General features: G+C 67.7%; 14 protein-coding genes. 4 read left to right on the top strand and 10 right to left on the bottom strand.

The features are described from left to right. Nucleotides 1–30: 30 nt before the first annotated feature. On the top strand, nucleotides 31–1,008 hold the full coding sequence (locus AB0M24_RS42070) for an ABC transporter substrate-binding protein (protein WP_363779722.1): 978 nt from the start codon (nucleotides 31–33) through the stop codon (nucleotides 1,006–1,008). Further along, on the top strand, nucleotides 1,009–6,075 hold the full coding sequence (locus AB0M24_RS42065) for an amino acid adenylation domain-containing protein (RefSeq protein WP_363779720.1): 5,067 nt from the start codon (nucleotides 1,009–1,011) through the stop codon (nucleotides 6,073–6,075). Here the strand turns inward: AB0M24_RS42065 and AB0M24_RS42060 are convergent. From AB0M24_RS42060 to AB0M24_RS42040, 5 genes are all read right to left on the bottom strand, one after another. Then, the gene (locus AB0M24_RS42060) at nucleotides 6,061–7,647 is read right to left on the bottom strand and encodes an AMP-binding protein (protein WP_363779718.1); all 1,587 of its coding nucleotides are present in this window, start codon (nucleotides 7,645–7,647) and stop codon (nucleotides 6,061–6,063) included. The two genes, AB0M24_RS42065 and AB0M24_RS42060, sit on opposite strands and share 15 nt — an antisense overlap. Continuing rightward, nucleotides 7,634–9,529: a condensation domain-containing protein gene (locus AB0M24_RS42055; RefSeq protein ID WP_363779716.1), complete on the bottom strand. Its 1,896-nt coding sequence runs from the start codon at nucleotides 9,527–9,529 to the stop codon at nucleotides 7,634–7,636. Before AB0M24_RS42055 ends, AB0M24_RS42060 begins: the two co-directional genes overlap by 14 nt. Then, on the bottom strand, nucleotides 9,529–10,965 hold the full coding sequence (locus AB0M24_RS42050) for an AMP-binding protein (RefSeq protein ID WP_363779714.1): 1,437 nt from the start codon (nucleotides 10,963–10,965) through the stop codon (nucleotides 9,529–9,531). The genes AB0M24_RS42055 and AB0M24_RS42050 overlap by 1 nt, the downstream gene beginning before the upstream one ends. Nucleotides 10,966–11,042: 77 nt before the next feature. Further along, complete coding sequence (locus AB0M24_RS42045; RefSeq protein ID WP_363779712.1) at nucleotides 11,043–11,981, bottom strand: phosphotransferase; 939 nt, start codon at nucleotides 11,979–11,981, stop codon at nucleotides 11,043–11,045. A 12-nt stretch (nucleotides 11,982–11,993) separates the two neighbouring features. Next, a complete protein-coding gene (locus AB0M24_RS42040; protein WP_363779710.1) occupies nucleotides 11,994–12,482 on the bottom strand; it encodes a DUF1097 domain-containing protein in 489 nt (162 codons plus the stop codon). Between the two features lie 101 nt (nucleotides 12,483–12,583). Between AB0M24_RS42040 and AB0M24_RS42035 the strand changes: the two genes are divergently transcribed. Together AB0M24_RS42035 and AB0M24_RS42030 are read left to right on the top strand one after the other, a co-directional pair. After that, nucleotides 12,584–13,267, top strand: a complete 684-nt coding sequence (locus AB0M24_RS42035) for a TetR/AcrR family transcriptional regulator (RefSeq protein ID WP_363779708.1) — start codon at nucleotides 12,584–12,586, stop codon at nucleotides 13,265–13,267. A gap of 81 nt (nucleotides 13,268–13,348) precedes the next feature. Continuing rightward, nucleotides 13,349–15,007 carry an ABC transporter family substrate-binding protein gene (locus AB0M24_RS42030; protein WP_363779706.1) on the top strand — a complete coding sequence of 553 codons (1,659 nt, stop codon included), beginning with the start codon at nucleotides 13,349–13,351 and terminating at the stop codon, nucleotides 15,005–15,007. 256 nt (nucleotides 15,008–15,263) lie between these two features. Here the strand turns inward: AB0M24_RS42030 and AB0M24_RS42025 are convergent, their stop codons facing one another. The 5 genes from AB0M24_RS42025 to AB0M24_RS42005 all read right to left on the bottom strand — a co-directional run bounded on the left by AB0M24_RS42025 (nucleotide 15,264) and on the right by AB0M24_RS42005 (nucleotide 23,262). Next, the gene (locus tag AB0M24_RS42025) at nucleotides 15,264–18,200 is read right to left on the bottom strand and encodes a DUF4062 domain-containing protein (protein WP_363779704.1); all 2,937 of its coding nucleotides are present in this window, start codon (nucleotides 18,198–18,200) and stop codon (nucleotides 15,264–15,266) included. Between the two features lie 393 nt (nucleotides 18,201–18,593). After that, nucleotides 18,594–21,590, bottom strand: coding sequence for an amidohydrolase family protein (locus tag AB0M24_RS42020; RefSeq protein WP_363779702.1), 2,997 nt, complete (start codon nucleotides 21,588–21,590; stop codon nucleotides 18,594–18,596). A 94-nt stretch (nucleotides 21,591–21,684) separates the two neighbouring features. After that, entirely contained in the window at nucleotides 21,685–22,122 is a 438-nt protein-coding gene (locus AB0M24_RS42015) for an SRPBCC family protein (RefSeq protein ID WP_363779700.1), read from the bottom strand. A 9-nt stretch (nucleotides 22,123–22,131) separates the two neighbouring features. Continuing rightward, nucleotides 22,132–22,869 (bottom strand): DUF4253 domain-containing protein, encoded by a 738-nt coding sequence (locus tag AB0M24_RS42010; protein ID WP_363779698.1) that lies wholly within the window; start codon nucleotides 22,867–22,869, stop codon nucleotides 22,132–22,134. Between the two features lie 3 nt (nucleotides 22,870–22,872). Continuing rightward, nucleotides 22,873–23,262: a hypothetical protein gene (locus AB0M24_RS42005; protein WP_363779696.1), complete on the bottom strand. Its 390-nt coding sequence runs from the start codon at nucleotides 23,260–23,262 to the stop codon at nucleotides 22,873–22,875. Nucleotides 23,263–23,341: the final 79 nt, after the last annotated feature.

The raw sequence follows: 23,341 nt of genomic DNA, 5'->3' as shown, positions 1-23,341 counted from the left end.
AGATCATTTAGCCGTCGCACTGGTGCAGTGGTGGCCGTGTTCGCGCTGGTCACAGCTGCTTCGGCGTGCGGTTCGAGTGCCGCGCCGTCTACTTCGGACTCGTCTTCCGCGTCTCAATCGGCGGTGGTGTTCCCGGTCACGATCAAGCACGCCTTCGGTGAGGCCAAGATCGACAAGAGGCCCGAGAGGGTGGTGGTGCTCGGCTGGAACGACCTCGCCGTCGCGTCCGCTCTCGGCGCTCCCGTCGTCGGCGCCGTCCGCTACTTCGACCCGGCCGACCCGAACCTTCCCTACATCGCGACGAAGTACGGCGAGGACGTGCTCGGGCTCGACGCGGCGAACCTCAACCTGGAGAAGATCGCCTCCTACAACCCCGATCTGATCCTCGCCGTCACGAGCAACCAGCTGGACCAGGCCAAGGTCGACAAGCTGAACCAGATCGCGCCGACGGTCGCGTACGCGAAGTCGCTCTACGGCTCCACCATGGAGGAGGAGACCGCGCAGATCGGCAAGGCGCTCGGCCGTTCGGACGAAGCCGCGAAGCTCGTCGAGGACGCCCACGCCAAGGTCGAGGCCGTCAAGAAGGAGCTGCCGAAACTCGCGGGCAAGTCTTACCTCTTCGGACAGGCGCGCGGCACCGTGCTGCCGTTGGTCGTCGGCAAGGACAACCTGTCGACGAAGTTCATGAACTCGTTGGGGCTCAAGGTTCCTGACGAGTTCGCGTCGGTGCAGGCCAGCGACCAGCTCGCGCCCGGCACCATCGGCATCAGCTACGAGCAGGCGGCTCGGCTGGACAGCGCCGACGTGCTGTTCATGACGTTCGCGGGCGGCCAGGACCAGGAGACGTTCAGGACCAACCCGGTCACACGCGAGCTCAAGGTCGTGAAGGAAGGTCGTTACCAGGCCACGAAGATCTCCGTCGCACAGCTGCTGCAGGCACCGAACGCGGCAGGCGTCGGCTGGTTGCTCGACGAGCTCAAGCCGACCCTCAAGACGATCGGCGCCTGAGTGACCAGCGTCGAGACCCGTCGTCAGGAACTGTTGCGGCGCAAGCTCGCCGCCCGCGGTGTGGTGGCTGTGCGGGGTGCGATCCCCGCGCGGCCGCCCGGCCCGCTGCCCCTGTCCCACGCGCAGGAGCGGATGTGGTTCTTCCACCAGGTCGATCCCGCCGCCTCCGCCTACAACGTGTGCGTGCTGTGGCGGCTCACCGGCGACCTCTCAGTCACTGCCTTGAGGCGCGCGTTCGAGATGCTCGCCGATCGGCACGAAGTGTTGCGCACGGTCTACCCGGTCGACTCGGCCGGTGTGCCGCAGCAGGTCGTGCTGGAGTCGTTGCCGCCGTCCTGGTCCGAAGTGGACGGTACCGAGGAGTCGTTGCGGGACATCGCGTTCGACGCCGGGCGGGCGCCGTTCGACCTCGCCTCCCGCAGTCCGTTGCGGCTGGTGCTGGTGAGGCTGCCGGGTTCGTTCGCGCTGGTGATGGTCGGTCAGCACATCACCTGGGACGGGCCTGCGTTCGGCATCTTCTCCCGCGAGCTCGGGGCCCTGTACGCCGGTCGCGCGCTGCCGCCGTTGCCCTTGCAGTACGCGGACTTCGCCGCGTGGCACCGCCAGCGCTGGACGTCTTCGCTGGACCAGGCGCAGTTGGACTACTGGCGTCGCGTGCTCACGCCGTTGCCCGAGCCCGTCGAGATCCCGACCGACTTCGACCGCACCGGCGAGGTCACCGAGGACGGCGGCTGGCTCGTCCGCTCGCTCTCCCCCGCGCTGACTTCGCGGCTCACCGACCTGGCCGCGGCCGAGCACGCGACGCCGTTCATGGTGCTGGTGGCCGGAATCGCCGTGCTGCTGGGCCGGTATGCCCAGGCCGACGACATCACCATCGGCACGGTCACGCAGAACCGCGAAGAGCCGGGCCTTTCGTCGTTGATCGGCAACCTGGGCAACACCGTGCCGCTGCGGGTGGACCTGAGCGGCCGTCCGACGTTCCTCGAGTTGCTCGGCCGGATCCGGCAGACCTGCGCGGGCGCGTACGCCAACGCCGACGTGCCGTTCGACCTGCTGCTCGACGAGCTGAAGGTGGACCGCAGGCTCGGCCGTACACCGTTGTTCGACGTGACCGTCATCTTCCTGGCGCAGGACATGGAGGGCCCGACGCTGCCGGGCGTCGACGTCTCCTGGGAGAAGTTCCACAACGGCACCTCGCAGACCGACCTCTCCTTCGACGCATTGCTGAAAGACGGTCAGCTGCACCTGCAGGCCACCTACCGAACCGCACTGTTCCGCGCCGAGACCGTGCGGCGGCTGCTGGCCCGGCTGGAGCAGATGTTCGTGCAGGCGGTCACTTCGCCCGACCGCCGGGTCGACGAGTTCGACCTCCTGCTCGACGGCGAGCCGCGGTTCCTGGACCGCACTGGACCTGTTTCTCCGGACACCGTGGTGTCGTTGTTCGAGAAGCAGGTTCTGCTTTCCGCGTCGCACCCTGCGGTGGTGGACTCAGATGGTTGTCTGACGTTCGCCGAACTGAACTTCCGCGCCAATCAGCTCGCCCGCCACCTCGTCTCGCTGGGCGTCGGCCCGGAACGGATCGTCGGGCTTTCCTTGCCTCGCTCGGTCGACTTCCTGGTCGGCGTGCTGGGCGTGCTCAAAGCCGGTGGCGCCTACCTGCCACTGGATCCGCGCTATCCCTTGGCACATAGGGACTACGTTCTTCGCGACGCAGCACCCGTGGTCGTGCTGGAGTCGTTGCCCACGCTGGATTTGCCCGGCACCAACCTGGACGTCGTGGTGTCCCCCGAACACCCCGCGTTCGTCATCTACACCTCGGGCTCCACCGGCCGTCCCAAGGGCGTTCTCGCGCTGCACGGCGGCCTGGTCAACCTCTTCCACAGCCACCGCGCGGAGTTGTACGCGAACCTGCCCGGACGCGGCCGGGTCGGGCACGCCTGGTCGTTCTCGTTCGACGCCTCCTGGCAACCCCAACTGTGGCTGCTGGACGGCCACGCGATCCACGTCTTCGACCACGACACCTACTCCGACCCCCAACGCCTCGCCGCGCAGATCACCGCTTCCCGAATCGACTTCATCGAGCTCACCCCGAGCCTGCTGGAGGAGACCTTGCGGTGGCTGCCATCGCCGCCCTCGGTGCTCGGCTTCGGCGGCGAGGCGGTGACACCCGCTCTGTGGCAACGGCTCCAGGGTTCGGCCGCCTTCAACCTCTACGGCCCCACCGAGTGCACAGTGGACTCGCTGGTCGCCCGCGTCGGCCCCGGCGGCCCGGCGGTCGGCCACCCCGTCCAGGGCTCACGAATCGCCGTGCTGGACACCGCACTGCAACCAGTACCACCCGGTGTACCCGGCGAGCTCTACATCTCAGGCGCCGGGCTCGCGCGAGGATATTTGAATCGTCCCGGCCTGACGGCGTCCCGTTTCGTGGCCGACCGCTTCGGCCCGCCGGGTTCGCGCGCCTACCGCACCGGCGACCTGGTGCGCTGGCGTCCGGACGGCGAGCTGGAGTTCCTCGGCCGGGCCGACGACCAGGTCAAGATCCGCGGCTTCCGCGTCGAGCCGGGCGAGGTCGAGGCAGCGCTGGCCCGAGTCACCGGAATGCGTTGCGCGGTGGCGGTTCGCGAGGACGCTCCCGGCGTGCGACGGCTGGTCGGCTATGTGGTGGGACAGGTGGACCTGGCCTCGGTGCGCGACCGGCTCGCTGCCGAACTGCCCGAACACATGGTGCCCAGTGCTGTGGTGGCGTTGTCCGAGTTGCCACTCATGCCGAACGGCAAGCTCAACCGCAAGGCCCTGCCCGCCCCGGTCGTGCAGACGTCGTCCCGGCAGCCTCAGACCAACGAGGAACTGGCTTTGGCCGGGGTGATGGCCGACGTGCTCGGCCTTCCGTCGGTCGGTGTCGACGACAGCTTCTTCGACCTCGGCGGCGACAGCATCCTCGCCATCCAGCTCGTCAGCAGGGCGCGGCGGGCCGGTTTCTCGTTCACGCCCAAAGACGTCTTCGAACGCCGGACGGTCGAACGCCTCGCCCTGACTGCTTCGCTGGTTCTGGTGCACGAGGACGGCACAGGCGAGGTGCCGCTGACGCCGATCATGCGGTGGCTGGGCGACATCTCCTACTCCACCCAAGCGGTGGTGGTGCGGGTGCCTTCGCCGGCAGCTTCGACCGTGGCTGCTGGACTGCTGAAGGTGCTAGCACTTCACGACATGTTGCGGGCGCGCTGGACCGGAGATCGGCTGGTTGTCCCGGCCGAGGTGTCGGTTCCCGAGGTGGTGGTCGCCGGTGAGATCACCGCGGCTTCGGTGAGGGATGCGGTCGACAGGCTCGATCCGGCTGGAGGCGTGATGGTCGCGGCGACTCTCGCCGGCGATCGGTTGCTGCTGGTCGCGCATCATCTGGTGGTCGACGGGGTGTCTTGGCGGATCATCATCGGGGACCTGCGGGCAGCGGTAGCCGGGGAGCGACTCGACCTGGTGCCGGTGTCGTTCCGGCGCTGGGCTGCTGGGCAGGGGCAACGGCCGGTGGCGGCCCTCAGGACCTCGGGCGAAGCCGACCAGATCACCACCCGGCGTCCGGACGTCCTGCCGGCAGACCTCGGCACAGTCGGCCAAGCCCACCACCTCACCACCCGGCATCCGCAGGCCTCCCGCGACCTCCTGCCGGCAAACCTCGGCACAGTCGGCCAAGCCCACCACCTCATCACCAGGCATCCGCAGGCCTCCTCCGAGGTCCTACGCGCAGCGCTGGTGCGGGCGGTGGCGCGATGGCGTCCCGGCACCGTGATCGACGTCGAAGGCCACGGCCGAGCCGGCGCCCTCGACCTGTCCCGGACCGTCGGCTGGTTCACCTCCCTCACCCCGGTCATCGCCGAGTCCGACGACCTCGCCACGGCGTTCGCACCATTGCCCGCGACAGCCTCCCCGGGCGGACAGATCGGGTTCAACTTCCTCGGCCGCTTCGACACCTCAGGCGCCGACTGGGAGCTCGTGCCGGATCTGTCCCTTGTGGACACCAGAACGCCCATGAAACACGCCGTCGAACTCACTGTGGTGGCCGAAGGCGACGAACTCGTAGCCCACTGGGCGTGCGCGATCGACGCGTCCGACCTGATCAGCGGCTTCACCAGGGCACTCAGCGAGATCACCGCGCTCGGCGAGGTGTATCCGTTGACGCCGTTGCAGGCGGACATGCTGGTCTGGGCCAAGACCGATCCCGAGTCGTTCACCACCAGCGCCTCGTTCCGGATTCCGGACCTGGACGCGGCAAGGATGACAACCGCGCTGAAGGAGGTCGTGCGCCGGCATCCCGCCCTGCGCACCAACTTCACCGACGGCGTGGCCGTGGTCGGCGATCAGCAGTCGGACCTGCTGCGGTTCGGCATCGACGGCGAGCGGTTGACGATCGACTCGCACCGGGTGTTGCTCGACGGGTGGTCGGTGCCGGTCGTGCTCGGCGATCTGCTCGCGCTGTACGAGGGGAAGCCGCTGCAAGACGTCGTGCCGTTCCGCGAACACCTGGTGTGGCTCGGGCAGCAGCACTCGACGGAGTGGGACGAACTGCTCGCCGACGCGAAGCCGACCAAGATCGCACACACCACCGCGCGCGAACGGTCGGTGGATCTCTGGGGTGAGGCGCCGATGGCGACCAGCGATGAGCTGCTGGCCGCGTGGGCTCGTGTGCTGCAAGCCTTGACCGGGCAGGACGACGTGATGTTCGGCGTGACCGTGTCGGGGCGTTCGCCGGAGGTGCCCGGGGTGGAGCGGATCGTCGGGCTGCTGATCAACACGGTGCCGGTGCGGGCACGAGGAGAAGACGTCACGTTCCCGGCGTTCCACCACGGCCGGATCGAGCGGGAGTTGTTCGACACGGTGGTGGTGTACGAGAACTTCGCCGGTGCCGACACCGGGTTGCTCGACGCCGAGTGGGACGACGCGCTGCACTACCCGGTCGGGCTGTTCGCCTATCCCGGAGCGAAACTCGAACTGCGGATCGCGCACCGCCCGGACGTGGTGTCCCACGGCCGGGCGGCGGAGATCATGCGGACGCTGGTGTCAGAGCTGGGCTAGCACGGCCTTCTTGTCGATCTTGCCCACCGCCGTCACCGGGAAGGTGGGCAAGATCGCGAGACGGTCGGGCAGCTTGAAGCGCGCCAGGCCTCGCGCGGCCAGGAAAGCCTTGAGCTCCTTGAGCTTCAAAGCGGCATCCGGAGCGAGCACGACGACAGCGCACACGATCTCGCCCAAAGTCGTGTCCGGCACGCCGACCACGGCCGCCTGGGCGACGGACGGGTGGGCCAGGAGGTGTTCTTCGAGTTCACCCGCGGAGACGTTCTCGCCGCCGCGGTTGATCACGTCCTTGACCCTGCCCTCGACGATCAAGTGCCCGGAAGCAAGTCGCCGCACCAGGTCGCCCGTGCGGTAGAAGCCGTCGGCGGTGAAGGCGGTCGCGTTGTACTCGGGCACGCGGTAGTAGCCGCGCAACGTGTACGGGCCGCGCGTCCACAGCTCGCCGACCGAGCCGTCTGGCACATCGACGCCATCGCGGTCGACCACGCGCACCTCGTCGAACGAGGACAGCGGTCGTCCCTGCGTCGTGGTGACGAGGTCGTCCGGATCGTCGAGCCGCGTGTAGTTGAGCAGCCCCTCCGCCATGCCGAACACCTGTTGCAGCGCCGTACCGAGCGTCGGCGCCACCGACGAAGCCAGCGACGGGTCCAGCTTCGCGCCGCCGACCTGCAGGAGCCGCAACGACGACAGGTCGCGCCGATCCCACGAGACGGTGTCGATCCACAGCCGCACCAACGGCGGCACCAGAGCGGTCACGGTGACGCGCTCGCGTTCGATCAGGTCGAACGTCACGTCCGGCGCGGGTGCGGGTGCCATGACCACCCGGCCGCCGACTCCCAGCGTGCCGAGCAGGCCGGGGCAGGCGAGCGGGAAGTTGTGCGCGGCGGGCAGCACGACCAAGTACACGTCGTCGGCCGAAAGCGCGCAGACCTCAGCGCTCGCACGGGCGTTGTACGCGTAGTCGCGGTGGGTGCGCGGGATCAGCTTCGGCTTTCCCGTGGTACCGCCGGAGATCAGCAGCACGGCGACGTCACCGGGCTCGATCGACGGCAACGAGCCGACGGGAGCCGAAACATCCGAAAGAGCTGTGTACGGGCCGGGCTCGCCCGCCACGAACACGTGATCCACGGCAGGGATGTCCGCGGCCAGCGTGCGGTAGTCGAACCCGCTGTCCTGGTCGGCGATGAAGTACGCGACCGCCTCCGCGTGCGTGACGAAGTGCTCGATCTCGGTACGCCGATGAGCGGGCAACGCCAGCACCGGGATGATGCCCGCGCGCAACAGTCCGAAGAGGACGATCACGAACGTCGCGCTGTTCGGCAGCTGCACGACGACCCGGTCACCGGGCTGCAAGCCTCGCGCGAGCAGACCACTGGCCAGCTCCGACGCCCGCCGGTCCAGCTCGGCGTAGCTGATCCGCTCGCTCCCGCACACGACCGCGATCGCGTCTCCGCTGCGCTCGGCCCACACTCGCAGCAGGCCGCTGAGGGTGTCGTCACGCCAGATCCCGGCTTCGCGGTACCGACTCACGAGCTCCGGCGGCCAGCTCGCCGCACCGTCACCGTCCTCCATCGGTGTCCCCCAGCGCGGCCACGACGTCCTCGTCGGCCATCGCCTCGATCTCCAGGTAGATCTCGGCGACCTGGGCGAGCCTGCCCGGTTCCTCCTCCGCCGTCAGCATCTTCTCCGCGAGACCGGCGACAGTGGGTGCCGCGAACAACATCCGCACGGAGATCTCGGAAGTGTCCAGCGACTCGCGCAGCCGCGTGATCAGCGCCGTCGCGATGACGGAGTCGCCGCCCAGCGCGAAGAACTCGTCGGTCACCCCGACCTCGGCCACGTCCAGCACGTCCGCCCACACCAGCGCGACGACCTTCTCCAGGTCCGTGCGCGGGGCGACGTGCTCGCGAACCGCGACCTGACCGGCACCAGCAACAGCCTCGCCGTGCAGCTCAGACACCTCGTCCCACGCGGCATCCCCGGTCAACGCCTGGATCTGCTGCTCGAACGCCGCGAACATCTCGTCCAGCACGCCGGCGGGGAACTGCTCCTCGCGCGTGTCCCAGTTGACCAGGATGCCGCCGGACACCTCGGTGATCTGCGCGTCCAGCAACACCTGCGGCCCCTGCGACACGATCCACACAGGACTGCCGAACGCCCGCTCCACGGCCGGGTCGAACAACTCCCCCAACCCCAACGCACTCGTGAACACCACCGGCGCGAACACCTGCGCCCCGGTTCGGCGGGTGAGGTCGCGCAGCACGTCGACACCGGAGTGGTCGGCGTGCGCGGCATCGGTGTGCATCTGCTTCTGCACGGCCCGAGCCCGTTCGGCGAACGTGGCCGGAGTGCGCAGGTCCACCTCCAGCATCACCGAGCTGCTGAAGTCACCGACCACCTCGCCGACCGCGGGGTGCAGCGGCTCGCGGTCGAACAGCGGCACGTTGAGCAGGAAGTGCGGCGTCGCGCTCCAGCGGCCGATCACCGACGCGAACGCGGTCGCGACGACCATCGCCGGGGTGAGGCCACGCTGTTGTGCCGCAGCGACGAGCGACGCTCGATCGTCAGCGCTGATCGTGAAGTGCCTGCGCGCGACCCGAGGCGCACCACCAGGTCCATTAGGCAGCACCGGAGCCCCCGGCAGCGTGGCGAGGCGATCCTGCCAGTACCGCACGGATTCCGGCCGGGCGGCGGACTTCGCGAGACGATAACGCTGGTAGCTGTACCCGACGGGGGCCAACGAGCAGTCCGGGTCGAGGTAGAACCGCGCCAGCTCGGACAACAGGATCCGATAGCTCACCGCGTCCGCCGCGACCATGTCGATGTCGAGGTGCAGCCGCGTACGACCGTCGGCGAGCAGGCTCAGCTCGGCCGAGAACACCTGCCCCGCCTCGATGTCCAGGCGTTGGTGCGACAGCCGTTCGCGAATCGCGTCGAGATCCGGCGAGTGGTGCACGACGAGACCCGGCCACGGCGACTGGGGCAGCACGACCTGGGCACCGTTGTCGGTCAGCCGGGCACGCAGCATGTCGTGGCGTGCGACCAGCCGAGCGAACGCCTCGCGCAGCCGGGAAGGATCGACGCCGGCACCGTCGAACTCCGTGTAGAGGTGCGCGGCGACCCCACCGAGTCGCTGGCCGTCCTCTCGCCCGATCCAGTAGGCGTACTGCATGGTGCCCAACGGGAACGCGGCGCTCTCGTCGATGTTCTCCAGCTCTGCCACGGAGTCCGCAGCCGTGGCACCTGTCACCAGGCTCTCCCACGCACCCAGCGTCGGATCCGCCGCGAGCACCGCGAAGCTGACGTCGACGCCTGCCCGTCGCCACTCGTTGACCAGCCTCATCAACGCGATCGACTCGAGGCCCAGCTCGAAGAGGTTCGTGCCGGGTGCGATCGAGCCGGGTTCTTCCTCGACCAGGTCCGCGATCGTCTGCCGAAGGTCCTGCGTGTTCATCAACCTCTCGCTTCTGCCAGTTTGCGGCGGAGCAGTTCCTGACGACGGCTGCCGGAGTCCGGCGAAGGCAACGCGGCGCGGTCGAGCTTTCCGTTTGCTGTCAACGGAAGCCGGTCGAGCACCACCACACGGGCCGGCACCATGTGCGCGGGCAACGCAGCAGACATGTGCTCCCGCACTCGTTCTGGCGTGCCACTCACATAAGCGAGCAGCTGCCCGTCACGCACGACGACCGCGCCGTCGGTGACACCGGGGCACTCCAGCAGCGCGGCGGTGACCTCACCCAGCTCGACCCGGAACCCGCGAATCTTGACCTGGTCGTCCGACCGCCCGGCGAAGTGCAGCTCTCCCCCGGTTCGCACAGCCAGATCCCCGGTGCGATACCAGCGCAGACCACCGGGCGCGGCCACGAACCGCGACGCCGTCAGCCCCGGTTGGCCGAGATAGCCGAGCGCGAGCTGCGTACCGCCGACGTAGAGCTCGCCCGTCTCGCCGTCCGGCACCGGCCGCAGCCGCGAGTCGAGCAGGTGCAGCTCCAGGCTCGGCAGCGCGTCGCCGATCGGACTGCCCTCGGCCACGTCCTGGCCCAGCCGCAAGAAGGTCACGTGCACGGTGGTCTCGGTGATGCCGTACATGTTCACGAGATCCGAGTCCGGATAACGCGAACGCCACGGCCCGAGCCGTGACACGTCCAGCGCTTCCCCGCCGAACACGACAGTGCGGACCGCGAGACCACCGGAGTCGGCGTTCATGACCTGGTAGAACGAGGAAGGCGTCTGGGACAGCACGGTGACCTGCTCAGCCCGCAGAAGCTCCACAAAGGACTCCGGCGACCACGCGATCTCCTTGGGCACCACGACCACCCGGCCACCGGTGAGCAGCGCGCCCCAGATCTCCCAGACGGAGAAGTCGAAAGCCGTGGAGTGGAACAACGTCCACACGTCGTACGGCGTGAAGTCGAAGAGCGGCAACGCGGCGTCCATCAGCGCCATGACGTTCGCGTGGGTGACCCGCACGCCCTTCGGCCTGCCGGTCGAGCCGGACGTGTAGATCACGTACGCGACACCCTGCGCGTGACTGAGATCCACCTGGTCCGCGATCACCGCGGGCACCGCGTCGAGCACGACCTCAGGCGCGGCGTCGCCCACCATGAACGCGATCCGGTCGGCCGGATAAGCGGGGTCCATCGGCAGGTAGGCGGCGCCGCATTTGAGCACACCTACCAGCGCGACAACGAGATCGAGCCCGCGCGGCAGGCACAACCCGACCAGGGACCCCGGCAGCACGCCGAGCTCGATCAGGTGGTGCGCGACGCCGTTGGCGCGCGCGTCGAGCTCGGCGTAGGTCAGCCGGTCGCCCCCGAACACGACGGCGGTGGCATCGGGCGTGAGCACTGCCTGGGTGTGCAGTGCTCGCGACAGCGTGGCGTTCAGCACCCACCTCCGAATTGAAGTTAGCCTAACCTAACTTCAGCCCGGCTCGGGTGTCCAGCACTCCCCCGTCGTGCGTCTCATCACGCGTACACGTCGGTGTCCCGCCACTGGTTGATGAACGGCTTCATGAACTCGACCATGGCCGGCAACTGGTGCGCGCACGACAGGTACGCGATCACCCGAATCGCGCCAACCGCGTTCACGAACCGCAGGACGTCCTTGTCGAGCGTGCGCAGGCCGTTCTTGGTGGCACCGCGGTCGTAGGCGGCTTCGAGCTCCGGCCCGAGCCCGCCCAGGTCCCACTCGACAGGACCCTTGGTGATCAGCTCGAAGTCCGAGAACAACGGCCCGTCCACTCCGACGAAGATGTTCGCGGGCGGCGAGTCGCCGTGGATAGGCTGCAGATCGACTCCGGGAAATGCCTTCTGGAACAGGGTTTCGTCGCTGACGAGCGGCTCCAGGACCTCCCATTCCTGCTTGGCGCGCGCAAGATCGACAGGATCGACGATGTCGGGTTGACCTTCGAGGAGATCGAGTCCTTCGCGGACGAACCTCGGTTCCGCGGAGGAGAGAAAGCTCAGCTCGCCGGGATAGTCGCGCAGAGCCTTGTGCAGATCCGCCGACAGCTCGGAGTTCTTGACGTAGTCCGGCGCGGCGGACTTGTCCTCCTCGGTGAACGGCCAGAACGTGATGGAGAAACCGTCGCGCTGCACCGGTTCGCGCGGCACGAGCGGGCTGGGCGGGATCACCGGCGTGCCCTGGTCGTACAACCATTGCGCCACATCGAGTTCCTGCTGCTGCCGCCGGGCCAGGTCCTCCGGCGTCGTGGTGTGCGGCAGAACGGTCGGGACGCGGGCCACCACGGGCGAAGGGGCAAGGTGCACCACAACTGAGAACAGTTCGTAGAGCACCTTGCCCTCGGTGATGTCGAGCCCGAGGTCGCGACCCGCTGCCACAGCGGCGTCTCTGGCCGCGCTGGTGCGTTGAGCGATTTGTTCAGGGGTCGCGAATTCCGTCATCGCACGATCGTGTCACGAACCGCCGATGATCCGCAGATGATTTACGCGCTGCCCGACGAAGCCCGCGACCGCGCCGACGGCCATCGCGGGCACCAACGTGACAAGCCCGTCCACCGCGTTGTCGGCGTGCAGCGCGAACGACGAGACGAGCCCGAGGAACCAGGCCGACGGGTTGCCGAACACGTCGTGAGTGCGCAGGCCGACGACGATCACGCCGACCGCGAAGACTGTCAAAGCGATCGCGAGCGGCCCGACAACCGGTGCGAGCAGACCGATGGAGGCCTGCGCGGCGATCGCGAGCAGCAGACCCGCTGCCGCACAAGCCATCGACCGCAGACCCTGCGCCACCGAGGCCGGGCGGAGCAGCCAGGCGACCCACCCCACGAACAGCGCCCACACCGGCAGGCCTGCCAGCGTGACCACGAGTGAGGCGACAGCGGCGATACCGGCGGCGGCGACCGTGAGGCGAATCGGGGCCTGAGTGACTGTTGCGGTGCTCATCGGGTTCCTCCGTAACGTTGCTAACAACTCTCAGTATCGACGATAACACCGATCGGTTATCAGTGCTACCCCATGTTGTTAGCGGCGTTATACTCACCGTCATGGACACGCGAACGCGCATCTTGGAGGCGGCGGAGGAGCTGCTCGACAGCTCGCCGGACCGCGACATCTCCACCAGAGCCGTCTGCGCGGCGGCCGGTGTCGGCGCGCCCGTGCTCTACCGCCTCTTCGGGGACAAGAACGGCCTGCTCAGCGCCGTCGTCGACTACGGCTTCGACCGCTACCTCGCGACCAAGCGCGAGGCACAGCCCTCCGCCGACCCGGTCAAGGACCTGCGCGACGGCTGGGACACGCACGTCGCGTTCGCCAAGGCGCACCCCTCGGTGTACCGGATGATGTACTCGCCGAGCTTCGACGCCGTGCCCGACGCCGCGAAGGAAGCGTTGCTGCTCCTACGTCTCGTGCTCGAACGTTGCGCCGAAGCCGGCCGCCTGCGCACCGATCCGGAGACCGCCGCCAAGGTCATCATGTCGGCGAACGTCGGCGTGGCGCTGAGCATCGTGACTCAGCCGGAGACCTACGCCGACCCCGGCCTCTCGACCCAGGTGCGCGACGCCGTGCACAACCGGTTGCTCATCCTGGAGCCCGTGCCGGACACGGACACCAGCCTGCTCACGACTTCGGTGCAACTGGCCGCTCTCCTGCGCACCCGCCGCACCGCGCTGTCCGACGCCGAGACCGCGTTGATGCTGCAGTGGCTCGACACTCTCGCGGCGGGCAACTGAGTCGTCAAGATCGCCAAAACGATGTCCGAAAGGTTCTTCGTTGCGCCAGGGTCGTGCTGAACCCACGACGGAGAGCGCATCATGACGATTCGACGCACGCTGGCGACGGCCGTCGCCGCCACCCTGGTCCTGAGCGCCTGCGCGGTACCGCAACCCAACGGTGCCCAGCCGAAGCCGCGCGCGGGAGAAGACGTGAACCGCGTCGATCCCTCGCAGCTCAAGGACGGCGGCGAGCTGCGGTGGCCGGTCGACGAGATCCCGGCCAACTGGAACTACTTCAGCACCGACGGCGCCACCGGGAACAACTACCGCATCTTCGCGGCGCTGATGCCGCAGACCGCGCGGCAGAAGCCCGACGGGTCCGTCCTCGCGAACCCGGACTACGTGGAGAGCGCCGAGGTCACGTCCCGCGACCCGCTCGTCGTCACGTACCGGCTGAACCCGAAGGCCAAGTGGAGTGACGGCAGGGCGTTGTCCTGGGAGGACTTCGCGGCGCAGGCGAAAGCCCTGTCCGGCAAGGCCGAGGGCTACGAGGTCTCCACGACCACCGGCTACGAGGACATCTCGACGGTCTCGCGCGGCGACGACGACCGCACGGTGAAGGTGACGTTCGCGCGCCGGTTCGCCGAGTGGCGGGCGCTCTTCAACCCGTTGCTGCCCAAGGAGTTGAACGCGTCTGCCTCGGCTTTCGCGAAGTCGTGGGCTGACGGCCCCTCGGTGACCGCCGGCCCGTTCAAGATCGGCTCGATCGACCGCACCGGCAAGATCGTCACCGTCGTGCGCGACGACACCTGGTGGGGCCCACGCGCGAAGCTCGACAAGATCACCTTCCGTGTGGTCGAACGCCCGGCGCAGGCCGACGCCCTGGCCAACGGCGCCATCGACTTCTACGAGGTCGGCGCCAGCATCGACCTGTTCCAGCGCGCCAAGAGCATCCCGGGCGTGGTGCTCCGCGACGCCGCCGCACCGGACTACAACCACCTCACGTTCAACGGCGCCCCGTCCTCGATCCTCGCCGATCCTTCGCTGCGCACCGCGATCATGCGCGGCATCGACCCGGCCATCATCACGCGCGCGCTGGTCGGCGGCATCACGAACGGCACGCCGTCCCCCGTCGGCAACCGCCTGTTCCTGCCCGGCACCAAGAACTATCAGGACCACACGATCCCGTTCAGCCAGGACTTCGCCCGGTCCACAATGGACTCGCTCGGCTGGAAGCTCGACGGCGAGTACCGCGCCAAGGACGGCAAGCAGCTCGTCCTGCGCTACGTCATCCCCACCCCCAGCGCCCCCAACGAGCAGGTCGCGAAACTGGTGCAGTCGCAGCTGAAGGCCGTCGGCGTCAAGGTCGACATCACCTCCGTCCCCTCGACCGAGTTCCTGACCAAGTGGGTCTTCACCGGCAACTTCGACGTCACCGGCTTCCGCTGGCCCGTCAACCCGTTCCCGATCATCCAGGCCAAGCCCGCGTTCTACCTCGATCCCGCCAACACGAGCGGCAACTACGGCCACATCGGCAGCGACACGATCAACAAGCTGTTCGACGAGGCCACCGCCGAGCTGGACGACGACAAACGCGCCGCCCTCGCCAACCGGATCGACGAGGAGCTGTGGAAGATCGCGCACCAGCTGCCGCTCTACCACCAGCCCGGCGCGGTGGCGGTGCGGTCGACCATCGCGAACCTCGGGGCGAAGGGCACCGGCGAGTTCGAGTACGCGAGCATCGGCTACACCAGCTGACCCGCTCCGCAACAGCACGACCGAGAATGCGTGATGAGCAGTTGCGTTAGGCGGTACGTCCTTGTCTGCGCCCTGGCGGCGAAGGATAGGCGGTGTCCGTCATGAGAGCGAGGATGGCTGAGACCTTCGTTCCCACGTCGACGGACAGAGTCCACGTGGGAAGGAGAGGAGCCGACGTGTGCATGCGGAGGTCAAGCCTTGCCGGCCAGGTCAGCGCGCGACGATCGATGGCCCACCGACCGCGATGCTGGACCGGCTAGTCCATTCCCTTGATGCTGCGCTGGTTGTTGATCGCAGTCCTGACTTTCGCTTCCCACGGCAGCGGAGGATCGACTGCTGGGTCGTAAGGAAGGAGGTTCGGCTGGGCCACTGCGAGATCGTGCAACAACAAGGCTGCTTCCCTCAGGTCGTATCGCCTGACATGAGGCTCACCATCGGCCCAAGCTCTTCGATATGCCAGTTCTGCTTGCTCCTGCGCCCTCTCGGTGTTGCCGAGCACCTGCCACACCAGAGCAAGCGACGCGTGTGCGGGCCGCATTCCGGCAGCGAGGCGTTCGGCTTCTGCGGCCGCTCCTGCTGACTGTCCGATGTGGAGCCGGGCTAGCACAAGTTTGGCATCCGTGTCGGCATCATGGATGTCAGCAGCATGAGCCATGCGCATCGCCGCAGCCAACTCATCGATGGCCCTGCCCCACTCGTCCAGCTGGACGTAGAGGTTTCCTCTGAGCCTGTGGACCTTCCGTTGAAGGACAATGCTGTTCGTCGCTCGTGCGTGCCGTTCGATCGATGCCACCTCGCTAAGCGAGAGGCGCCCGGTCCGCAGCTTGAAGTACGCATTCACGATCTCGGCTTGACCGCTGCGTCGCGCCGAGTAGTCCCAGCTGTGCCAGAAGTCCAGTGATGCCCAGATCTTCTCAGCCTCGTCCTCCAGCCCCGAGTCGACCAGGCGCTCGAACATGGAGAGGCGCGCGACGAACAATGCCCTGCCGTTCGGATACAGCTCAGCGAGCTCCAACGCGAGGCTCAACACCCGGTCGGCTCGAGCCAGCCGATTCAGTCCGTCGAGTGTCGTTGCAGCATTGGCCAGATTGACCACAGCACGCACCGCGCGGCCGCTGTCGAGATTCTTGGTCAACGCGAGACCGTGAAGCACTACAGCGCGCTCGTGCTCACCCACTCTCATTAAGGCACATGCGGCGTCGGTGGCGAGCGATGCGGTTTGCTCGGCGTTGAGATCAGGATGCGGCGCAGTCCAACTGGCGAAGAAGAACGGCTGCAGGAGTGACAACACCGTCGGAAACGCCTCGAACTTGTGCACGAGCGACCTGCCCAGTTCGGTGTATCGGACGCTGGCCTCGCGCATCCGGTGCAGGCCCACGAGCGTCCGTACAAGTGCCGTCCCGTGGCGCATGTCTTCGAGACTCTCCGGTTCGGCATGTGGGTTCTCCCACTGCGCAGTGAAGTAATCGACCATCCGTTGTCCTATGTGGTGCACGTCCTCCTTGAGCAGACCACCAGTAGTGACACCGCGAACCACCGGATGGATGTCGTAGAGCTGCGTTCGCCGGTCGTACTGCAACAACCCGCGGTGCTCAAGATCGTGGACCGTGGCGGTCAGTTTGCGCAGCGCGGCGGCTTGATCAACGCCCGGGACAGAAGGCCCCACAGCCAGATGCGGGTTGAACGCCCTGAGGGTCTCGTAGTCGACGGTCTCAGAAAGCAGTGCGACGCTGTTGAGCAGTCGCCAGCTCGGTTCGGGCAGTGCAGCCAATGCTGATCGCAGAATGTGGTTGCGCTTCTGGACGAGGTCGAGCTCCGCGAGGTTGAGCTGTCCTCCATGGTGCGGGTCGGCAGCCCATGCGTCGAAGTCACCCCGTGCGGGCAGGTACTCGCTGATGAGACCAGCGAGGATCCCGGTCACCAGTGGATGACAGTCGCAATGGCGCTTCAGATAGGCGCGGATGGCCGCTGAATCGCCAGTGATGTTGCAACTGCGCAGCAGAGCTTCGGCATCTGCCGCGCGAAGTCCAGGCAGCCTCTCGTGCAGTATGCCCGGGATGGGCTGGTTCGACGTGTTGAGCAAGACCGACGGCACCAGGCGAGAGGTAATGAGGATCTTGGAGGGATTCGCTCCCGCGAGCTGGCGGAGGAGCTCGTCGTCTTCAAGACGAATAGCAGCACAGGGATCGCCGTCGGTGATGTCGTTCAAGTCACCCGCGTGTTCGTCGAGCAACTGGGACGCGTCGAATCGCCTGTAGGCGGCCAGAACCCGTTCGAGGCCGTCGAGCACGATGAGCCACGGGCGGCGCTTTAACTGCCCCACGAGAAGCTCAGCGACCTCGGCAGACCCTTTCGTCGCCAGCTCAGCGACCGGGCGCATCGTTGTGTAGGCGAGTGCGCGGCGGCAAAAGTCGTCCATCACCGCGCCCTTCTCGTAGAACGAGTACCAGAACCGGCCAGCCCAATCACCGCGAACAGTCGGGGCATGGCGCATGACCCATTCCCACGAGAGCATGCTCTTGCCGTTTCCACCGATCGACTCGAAGACCAAGACTGGGTGCTGGTCTGCAGCGTCCGCCCAGTCGTTCATGGTCGCGAGCTGGGCGCGCCTTCCAACGAACGTGTGAGTGCCGATGTAGCTCGGGTGTGCATACAGCTCGGGCGGCGCAGGGATGCCTTCGTCGATCTCCGGCGCAGGCGCCAGCAGGAGGTGCCAGCGCAGCTCACCGATGGACTGCATCGCAGCAGTCGCGAAATCGGCGAGGGTGTCGAACACGCGGTACACACGATGCACGGTGCCGCCCGCTGACGCACGCTTCACTTCTTCGCGGAAGGCGTCCAGCTTGCTTCGTTTGTCGGAGTCAACCTCCACGTCGCCCGCAACCAGTGGATGGGCCGGCCCCATGATGAAGACGAGAATCGGCAAGCCCAGCCTTCGTGCTTCCCGGAATTCCAGCTCGGTGAGTGACAGCCGGTCCGGGTTCTCGACGCACTCCGGCACCTGGCCGTACCGGTGACTGATCACTCCCACATACGCGGCCGCGTCACGCACCTTGGTCAACGAAGCGTCGACGACCGAGCCGGCGGGCAACGCCGAATCCTGCTCCATCGCCACTGGGTGCAGGTGCTGGCCCTCAATCGCTCGTATGAGAGCGGCACGATGTTCCTTGAGATCTTCGAAGGTGCTCGACACGACGACACCCAGATATCGACGCGGTTGCGGCCTGTGTGGTTGCACTTCGTCACACTACGATCAGCGAGGCACGAAGTGGTGCAACGCGTTGCCGTGAAGACTTTTATGCGATTCCACATGGAAATCTGAATCGCCCCGCTCGCGGTGATCACGTGGAGAACACGTTGACCGGCACCGGCCCAGCCACAGCAGCCTGTTCATCGAGCGAGCGCCAGCACAATCCACCCATGCCGTCGCTGCGATCGCGCGCAGTCGGAGCTCAAGCAGGGGCCACCATCTTTCCAGGCCGAGGTTCGTGATGTCCGGTTTGCGGGCCGCTACGATTTGCCGTCAGCGGCCCGACCGGGCACCTAACACGGACCGACCGAGCTAACTGCGGCCCCCGCTTGCCAGTCAGTGGGCGCAGCAGACGTGCTCCGCCCACTCCGGTTCGTGCCACCAGTGCTTGTTCTCCGCCGACGGCAACGGCTCCAACGCGTTCGTCGTGGCCAGGAGACCCGCGTTCTGGTACGGCTTCAGCAGATCCGCGACCTGGTGGAGCCGCCCGCCGACCATGACCTGACGAACGTTGGCCGCCGCCTTGATGTCCGCGAGCGGGTTGCCCTCGACGAACGTGATGTCCGCGGGCGCGCCCGGCTTGATCGCGCCCAGCGGCAGGCCGAGCCAGCGGGCCGGGTTGCGCGTGGCGGTGATCAACGCTTCGCGCGGGGTGAAGCCGAATTTCACCATCGCGCGCAGGTTCATGTGGGTGGCGGTGGCCGGAGCGTCCAGCGGTGCGTCGGTGCCGCAGATGACCAGGCCGCCGCCTCGGTGCACGGCCAGGGCGAACTCGACCCAGTTGCGCAGGATGGCGGCTGACGAGGCCGCGCCTCCGCTGTTGGCGTCGGCGAGGTAGCGCTCGTACTCCCACGGCGGGAACAGGATTCGGGTGCGTTCGTCGGTGGCGAGCGACTTGTCCTCGGCGAACAGGGCGCGGTTGTGGAAGAGGGTCGGGGTCATCGACATGCCCGACCGCACGAACAACGACACGACGTCCTGGTAGGCCTTGCCCTGGCGGGTGACGGTGTGGGAGTAGCCGAGGCGGTTGGTGGCGCCGACGTGTTCCATGCCGTCCATGCCGAGGTTCGCGGCCGGGTAGAGGTAGTGCGAGGACAACGGGACGCGTGACCGTTGGACGGCGGCGCGTTGCAGTTCCACGGGCAGGCGGACGTAGGTTTTGATCATGTCGTACGCGAGCTCGTGGGCGCGGCGCAGTTCCAGGTCGAGCTGGGCGCGGGAGAGCGTCGGGCGCATGAAGTTGTAGTAGACGCGGGAACCGTCGATGGCCTCACCGGTGGCGTAGAAGCGTGGCCCGGTCAGGGTTCCCGCCGCGAGCGCTTCACGGGTCTCGACCATTTGGTAGACCGGGTCGCCAGGTGAGCGGACGGTGGTGATGCCGTAGGCCAGCCACACGTTTCCCTGGCGGGCGCCCCACTGGCGGCCGCGCAGGTGCCAGTGGTTGTGGGCGTCGATCAGGCCGGGAATGGCGGTCAGCGTGCTCTGAGCGGGGCCCTGGTGCGGGCGGACTTCCTTGACACAGCCGTTCTCCACGACGATGTCGACGTTGGAACGCAGGTCCTGCGCCTCGCCGTCCCAGTACGCCCCGACGTGGACGACCTGGCGTTCGGGGGCCTTGAGCTTGGCCCAGTTCAGGTGCACGCGGATCGTCGACGTCCTGCCGTCCAGAGTGGACTTCCGGAGCCTGCCGTTGTTCAGGTGCACCAAGGCTTCGTTGCCGTGCCAGGCGAGCGAGTCGGTGACCTCGCGGGTGACCTGGCGCGGTTCACCGGTGAAGTTCCCCTTCAAGTCGACCGAGACCACCCACGCGACGCTCTCCACCACGAACGCGATGTGCTTGCCGTCGGGTGACCAGACCGGGCCGTCGTCGCCTCGCGTGGCGATGGAGCGGAACGGCATGGGCTCGGTGTACTTGAGCTCGCCGGATGCCAGGTCCACGGACAGGATCTGGCTGGTGCCCTCGCGGAACCGGCGCGAGAACGGCTTCACGGCGGCCAGAGCGACGACCGTGCCGTCGGCGGACCACGTCGGACGGCCCGGTTGGAAGAGGGTCGGCGTGATCTGGCGACGGCCGGTGGCGTCGGTGATCCAGACCTGGCCGTCCTGGTCGACGTACGCGACCTTGGTGCCGTCAGGCGAGAAACGCGGGGTGGTCTGGGCGCCTGGCGCGGGGGCGAAGAGCTTGTCCTCACCGGAAGCCAGGTCACGAACCCAGAGCTGAGCCACGCCGCTGCGGTCGCTGGCGTAGATCAACCGGGTACCGTCGGGCGAGAAATCCGGGTCGGAGTCGAAGTACTTGCCGTCCGTGAGCTTCGTGGTCTTGCCGGCACTCACCAGGTACAACGAGTTCAACGCCCGGAACGCGATCTTCGTACCGTCCCGCGACACCACCGGACCAGCGATGCCCTTGACCGGGCCGGCGACGAGGTTCTTGCCGCGGTGCAGTCGAACAGTGCGCACCGGAACCGTCGCCTCGAACGGGACGTCGACGACAGACCCGTTGGCGTGCCAGCGAATGTGACCGTCGGCGGTGTAGAGAACGCGGTCCCCGTCCCACACGGGCGCGAACCCGAACACGTCCTGACCGCTCACCACGACGTTCGTGCCCAGCATCAGATCGGCCTGACCGGGGCGCATCTGCGTGTAGCTGGGCTGGTCGCCAGGACCGAACGCGGCACCGAACAGCTGGAAACCCGCAGGCGCGGTGACGAGCCGCGAACGCTGGCCGTCCAACGTCACGACGTCCACGGTCGCGTTGCCCGTGACGAAGATGATCCTCTTGCCGTCACGCGACCACTGCGGCGCGGCGGCTTCGTCAGGAGCACCGGTCAGCTGCGTGATCGCCCCGGAAGCCACGTCCAGCACGTGCACGCCGTAGCTGCCCGCGCGGTCGCTGACGAACGCGATCTTCTTGCCGTCCGGCGAGAACGCGGGCTCACGGTGGTCGTACTTGCCCGAAGTGAGCTGCCGCGAACCGGAACCGTCGAGCCCGACGACGTAGAGGTGGTAGTTGCCGTCCCGATAGGACTGGAACGCGATCTGGTTGCCCGGCCCGAACGACGGCAGCGTGGCGTCCTGCAGCTCGTCGGTCAGCTTCCGCGCCACCCCACCCGCCGCCGGCAGCACCCAGATCGCGGTGACGAGGTCGAACGCGAGCCATTTCCCGTCCGCGGAACGCGAAACCGAGATGTTGGTGCCCTGCGTCAGGCGAACACCGGACTCGGCGGCATGCCCAGAAGCCTGAGCCTGACCGATGGTGAGCGTGGACGCGGCGGTGGCGACAGCGGCGGCCTGGCCGGTGCGCGTGAGCAGTTCGCGGCGCGACAGATCCATGTGCGGTGACATCTCCCCCGAGAGTTGATCCCCAGTGAGATCCACCCTGCCACCGCGAGAACGGCGCACATCCGCCGTTCGGCCCAGCGTCCGCTCAGTGGACGGCCTCGACGTTCCTCTTGAGACGCCCGAGATCCGCGGCGATACTGCGCCGCACCTGCCACCTCATCAGCGGTTCCGCCACCGAGAAGAACCCACCGGGCGAGCCGACAGCCCGGATGGCGACGTTGGTCCCCTCATCAACATCAGACAGCTCGTACCGGACGACCATGGGGAACGGCTTCTCGACCTTCATCTCCACGAGCCGGTCGGGTTCGTGCGCCGTCACCACGTAGCCGTAGTCGAACGTGCGCCCCAGGAACTTCGCGGTGCGCACCACCGTCGAGCCCTCGACCAGCAAGCCGGGCTGGTCAGGCCGCGACGACGTGATCCCGCCCGTCCAGGAGACATCGTTGGCGGGATCGAACATGTACGCCGCGACCTCGGCCCGCGGCTTCCGCACGACGACCTCAGGCCGCACATCCACGCTCATCAACGGAGGTTAATCCCACCAGAACGCCCACGCATCCTGTCCGACGAGCCGCGCCGCGTAGGCGTCCAGCGTGGGCGCGTCCAACGACGACCAGATGTTGTCCGGGCACAACGCGAAGTGCTCAGCGGCCACCAACAGCGCGTCGTCGTGCGTCTGCGGCGGTGCGGCCACGCTCAGATGCAACGTGTCGTGGCCCTGCACGCCCACAACGCGCGCGCCGAACCGTTCCTCCCAGTCGCGGATGACGGCGACGACCTCGCCCATGTCTCCGACGTAGTTCGCGGGGCCTGACCAGCCCATCTCGGCCAGCGCGTCGGCACCCCGGTCCGCCGCCACCAGCCCGAGCCTCATCCGGGGATCGCCCCCGAGCAGGCTCGACACCAGCGCGAACGCCACTCCGTCCGGATCTCCGCTGAACGGCAGCGCGGGCGCGAAGCCGGGCCAGTCGCGGCCGAACGGCGCGGTGACGTCGTCGTCCTCGTCTTCCTCGACGTACTCGTACCACCACTTCGGCAGCAGCACGGCCGGGTCGTGCTGACCCGGCTCGGCACCCACGAGCTCGCCGTTCTCCCACGGCCCGTCCTGGCCCAGCACCAGCGGCCACAGCCCTGGCTTCGACGCGGCGATCGACACCCACAGGTCGGGCGTGGCCGGGCCGTGGCTCACCCACAGCGTCGACCCGCCGTCGCCGTGCACGACCTCACCGGGCGGCAGCGCGAGCCCGTCGAGGCGTTCCTCCAAAGACATGAGCTAGACGACGAGCGCGCCCTCGATGCGGGCCACCATCGCGTCCTCGGAGTCGACGACGACACCGTCGGCCTCGGCGACCTCGCGGCAGATCGCCAGCACGGCGCGCGGGAACGACGCGGCGTCCTCCGGCGAGCGGGCGGACAGGATCTTCATCGAGCGGCGCAGGGCCTCGAGGACGACCGGCTCGATCTCCTCGTCGGTGCCCGCGGGGACGGACGGGCGGGCCGCGCCCATCACGGCGCGCAGGTCGGGGCCCAGGTTGGTCAGGGCACGCAGGCCGGCGAACCGCTCCTCCAGCACGGGGCCGGGGTCGGCGTGGGAGACCAGCAGCATCGCGCCGTACACGGCGGTGCGCAGCGTGCGGCTCTCCTCGTCGGTGTAGAAGATCATGGGCCCTACTCTATGTCGGCGGATCTGGACGTCGGTCAACGGTTGTGGCCGTTCCGGCTCTTGTTCCGGAACGCGGAAC

It is taken from the genome of Lentzea sp. NPDC051838, from assembly GCF_040681245.1.
GTDB lineage: Bacteria > Actinomycetota > Actinomycetes > Mycobacteriales > Pseudonocardiaceae > Lentzea.
This window is presented reverse-complemented; position numbering and strand designations above follow the sequence as displayed.

Bases quoted from the DNA above. Each gene is read 5' to 3' on its own strand.
- AB0M24_RS42030 (WP_363779706.1), top strand. From the start codon at position 13,349: ATGACGATTCGACGCACGCTGGCGACGGCCGTCGCCGCCACCCTGGTC.
- AB0M24_RS42045 (WP_363779712.1), bottom strand. From the start codon at position 11,981: ATGACGGAATTCGCGACCCCTGAACAAATCGCTCAACGCACCAGCGCG.
- AB0M24_RS42055 (WP_363779716.1), bottom strand. From the start codon at position 9,529: ATGAACACGCAGGACCTTCGGCAGACGATCGCGGACCTGGTCGAGGAA.
- AB0M24_RS42015 (WP_363779700.1), bottom strand. From the start codon at position 22,122: ATGAGCGTGGATGTGCGGCCTGAGGTCGTCGTGCGGAAGCCGCGGGCC.
- AB0M24_RS42010 (WP_363779698.1), bottom strand. From the start codon at position 22,869: ATGTCTTTGGAGGAACGCCTCGACGGGCTCGCGCTGCCGCCCGGTGAG.
- AB0M24_RS42060 (WP_363779718.1), bottom strand. From the start codon at position 7,647: ATGGAGGACGGTGACGGTGCGGCGAGCTGGCCGCCGGAGCTCGTGAGT.
- AB0M24_RS42040 (WP_363779710.1), bottom strand. From the start codon at position 12,482: ATGAGCACCGCAACAGTCACTCAGGCCCCGATTCGCCTCACGGTCGCC.
- AB0M24_RS42020 (WP_363779702.1), bottom strand. From the start codon at position 21,590: ATGGATCTGTCGCGCCGCGAACTGCTCACGCGCACCGGCCAGGCCGCC.
- AB0M24_RS42005 (WP_363779696.1), bottom strand. From the start codon at position 23,262: ATGATCTTCTACACCGACGAGGAGAGCCGCACGCTGCGCACCGCCGTG.
- AB0M24_RS42035 (WP_363779708.1), top strand. From the start codon at position 12,584: ATGGACACGCGAACGCGCATCTTGGAGGCGGCGGAGGAGCTGCTCGAC.